1 protein-coding gene is annotated in these 4,335 nt (G+C 63.4%); it reads left to right on the top strand.

Features of this window, described 5'->3' with window-relative positions:
* Nucleotides 1-357: 357 nt before the first annotated feature.
* Nucleotides 358-4,035, top strand: coding sequence for an S-layer homology domain-containing protein (locus H6B51_RS16390; RefSeq protein WP_204884672.1), 3,678 nt, complete (start codon nt 358-360; stop codon nt 4,033-4,035).
* The last annotated feature ends 300 nt before the right edge of the window (nt 4,036-4,335 follow it).

A 4,335-nucleotide genomic window follows, 5' to 3' on the forward strand; every position in this document is an offset into this window, starting at 1 on the left:
GATCTACACCCACGTGGACAACGAGAGCCTCCGCTCCGCCGCCCGGGCCAACCCCCTGGGGAAGGTGCGGAAATCCCGGAAAGGTGCGGAGAGCCGGGAATAGGCGTGACCGTTCCCACCCCCCGCAACGGCCGGGCAGGGACAGGTCGCCTATTTGGTCTTAACTTACAAATCAAGCTAATTTTTTCAGTGTGAAACTGTTATCTTGACGAATGACCCAAGATAAGGTATGATGAATATGGTCATTGTTACGCATCTTGAGCGAGAGGAGGAGAATCCCATGCAGTGAAGGTGCCGCCAGGAATCCCGGCACATATGGTTTGCGCGATCAGAAGATAATAATAAGGAGGCATCCACATGACCGTACGAAGTAAGTCTCTGGCCCGTGTCTTGTCCCTGTTGTTAGCACTGAGCATGCTGCTCTCCATGAGCGTACTTTCCTCCGCGGCCCAGCCCGCGTCCCTCACCCTGTCCGACGACACCCTCACCCTGATGGACAAGGATCAGGCCTTCGCCGCCACCCTGACGGTGGACGCCACTCTGCTGGACGGGGCGGACCCCACCGAGTGGGCCCAGGGGCTCACCTGGTATCTCACCCGTGACGAGGCCTTCCAGGATACCGAGATCTATCCCTACTACTATACCGGCGACCAGCTGGACAAGTGGCAGGTATGGAACGGCGGCAAGGGCGGCGACGCCCTGTTCACCCTGGGCGAGGTCACCGCCCGCACCGAGGGCGGCACCGTCATCGTCACCCTCCCCTTCACCGCCGACTCCTTCATCGGCATCAACAGCGCCTCCACCAGCAACCGCAACGTGTGGCCCAGCTTCATCGGCCCCTATACCTTCTCTGTCCAGGACGGGGACGAGGTGCTGGCCTCCACCGGTATGACGGTGAACGCCTATGACTCCTACACCCGCTATGACGATGTGGACGAGAAGATCCAGGCCATTATGGACGAGGCCCTTCCCGGCCGGTACATTACCGTCACCACCTTCGGCCAGAGCGAAGGCGGACGGGATCAGTATTATGTCACCCTGTCCGACAGCAAGTCCTCTGTGGAGTCCTTCCAGCAGATGAACGCCATCGCTGAGACCGATCCGGCCTCCCTGATGCTCAAGCTGGACAACGGCACCCTGGGGGACTACCGCATTCCCGTGATGCTCAACAACGTCCACCCCGACGAGGACCCCGGCGTGGACGCCCAGCTGGATCTGCTGGAGGTTCTGGCCACCCAGGAGACCATCACCTACAACACCCTGGCCGGCTTCCTGGATGAGGACGTGGACATCTCCACCATGTTCGCCGAGGACGTGGTGGACCTGGGCATCACCGGCCTGGGCTCCCAGAAGTTCACCAAGGACGAGGAGGGCAATATCCAGAACAACACCGGCGTCAACGACGCCAGCGAGCTGTACGCCATCAGCGAGGATATCACCCTGAAGGTGGACGACATTCTGGACGATATCATCTTCGTCATCGTCCCCAACGAGAACCCCGACGGCCGGACCTACAACGCCCGCCGCAACGACAACGGCTTCGATCTGAACCGGGACGCCTCCAACCAGACCCAGAGCGAGACCACCAATCTGGTCACGGTCATCAACGACTGGAACCCCGTGGCCTTTGTGGAGCTCCACGGCTACATGGACGAGTTCCTGGTAGAGCCCTGCACCCCGCCTCATGAGCCCAACCTGGAGTATGACCTGCTGGTGAAGAACTTCGTCCTGGGGTCCGAGGCCTTCGGCACCGCCGCCCTGGGCACCATGTCCGTCACCAAGGAGGACCACCCCGACACCCTGTTCTGGTCCTACTACACCCCCCTGCGGGACGACTATGACCCCGAGACCATGCACTGGTCCGCCTGGGACGATCTGTGCACCAACTACGGCCCCAGCTACGCCATGCTCAACTGCGGCTCTCTGGGCTACACCATTGAGACCCCCTACTCCAACCAGGCCTCCACCGATCTGTTCCGGTACGGTATGTACGGTCTCATCGACTACATGATGGAGCACAAGGACGACATCTACCGCAACCAGCTGGAATTCTTCCGCCGGGGCATCGAGAACGAGGACCATCGCGCCGACATGGAGAAGTGGTATGTGGACGTGAACAACAACCAGCTGGCTGAGGACACCTGGCGGGTGCCCTACACCCAGACCGACAACTACTTCCCCGAGTACTACATCATCCCCGTGGATTCCGCCTCCCAGCGGGACGTGGCCGACGCCTATGAGATGGGCGAATTCCTGCTGCGCAACGGCGTGCTCCTGTCCAAGCTCACCGAGGACACCTATGTGGACGGGGTGACCTACAAGGCGGGCAGCCTGGTGGTGGACATGTACCAGGCCAAGCGCAACTACGCCAACGCCGTGCTGTGGGAGGGCGCCGACGCCTCCGCATCCGGCTTCCCCGACCTGTACTCCGAGTCCGTGTCCAACTTCCCCGCCATGCGCGGCTTTGACTGCGTGGCTCTGGCGGTGAAGGGGGCCTTCGACGGCAAGCTGGAGCCCGTCACCGAGGTGACCGGCGTCTCCCAGCTCACCGGCACCGAGGGGGACTATGTGATCCTGGACAACAGCGGCAACGCCGCCGTCCGGGCGGTGAATGCCCTGCTGGACGACGGCCAGACCGTGGGCATGATCACCTCCGGCGACCACAAGGGCGACTTCCTGGTGTCCTATGACAGCTTTATGTCCTTTGAGGATCTGGTGCTCACCGGCACCCGGGTGAGCGAGCTGCCCGAGGCCTACGCCATCTCCAAGCCCACCATCTACCTGGCGGGCCGCTATGACGAATTCTCCGGCCACTCTGTCACCGAGGGCTACTTCTCTGAGTGGTTCAGCGAGGGCTACGGCTTCATCAACTACCGCAACGTGTACAGCAACGGCACCTCCAACTATGACGTGATGGCCTTTGTGGATCAGCTGGGCTTCACCGTCACCGACGATCCCGCCGAGGCCGACATCATCCTGGGCAACGTGGCCCTGAACCAGGGCGAGAGCGGTGAGGCCGCCGTGGCCGCCGTGAAGGCGGGTACCCCCTACATCGCCACCGGCTCCTCCCCCCTGGCCTACATCGCTGAAAACCTGGTCACCGACCTGAAGTACAACACCCTGGGCATGGAAGCCCTTCACACCGTCACCTATCCCACCGACAGCCTGGTCACCGCCAGCTACGTGGCCGACGGGGACTATGTGACCTACACCTACAACTGCGGCGTCATCACCCAGGTGCCCGAGGGGGCCCAGGTGCTCATCCGGGCCGCCGACAAGGACAGCTTCATCGCCGGCTGCTGCCTCAATGACGAGGGGCTGACCATGGACGGCTACGCCGAGGCCATTGCCCTCCAGCGGGACGGCATGGACCTGACCATCTTCGCAAACTCCGTGAACAACCGGGCTCACCAGCAGGATGACTACCGCTATGTGACCAACACCATCTACGCCAAGATGCTCTCCGACCAGCCCATCACCGAGGCGCCCGCCTATGAGGGCTATACCGATGTGGCCGACGACCACTGGGCCGCCTCCGGCATCGAGTATGTCACCGTCAACGGCCTGATGGGCGGCACCGGCGAAGGGGTCTTCTCCCCCGCCATGGCCCTGTCCCGGGGCATGCTGGTGACCATCCTCTACCGGCAGGAGGGTTCTCCCGAGGTGGAGCCCTCCACCTTCCCCGACGTGGCTGAGGATCAGTGGTACGCCGAGGGCGTGGCCTGGGCCGCCGCCAACCAGGTGGTCAACGGCTACGACACCGGCCTGTACGGCCCCAACGACGCCCTGACCCGGGAGCAGATCGCCACCATCCTCTACCGTTACGCCCAGTACGCTGAGCTGGACACCTCCGCCACCGCCGACCTGTCCGCCTTCCCCGACGGCGGGGAGACCTCCAGCTGGGCCGCTGATGCCCTGAGCTGGGCTGTGGGCGAGGGTATCATCAACGGCAAGGACGGCGGCAAGCTGGATCCCACCGGCGAGGCCAGCCGGGCCGAGGCCGCTGTGATGCTCCAGCGGTTCCTGGAAAGCTGAGCGATACCCTATCCTTGAAACCTCCCCAACCTGGCTGCCGCGGCATTTGCCGCGGCAGCCCTTTTTGTAAGCGAAAACCTTCCCCCCTCAGGGGGGAAGGTGGCTGGCCGAAGGCCAGACGGATGAGGGGGCGGAGCATTCCATAACCCCGGACCGTCGAACGGGTGCGGCAGCGGGACGGCGGGCGACCACAGGTCGCCCCTACGGGCAGACCTGCGCCGGTTGTGTAGGGGCGGCCTGTGGCCGCCCGGCGTGACGTTTCCCGCCCCGGGACGGGCGGGCGACCACAGGTCGCCCCTA

This window comes from Pseudoflavonifractor phocaeensis, from assembly GCF_016901955.1.
GTDB classification, from domain to species: Bacteria; Bacillota; Clostridia; order Oscillospirales; family Oscillospiraceae; genus Flavonifractor; species Flavonifractor phocaeensis_A.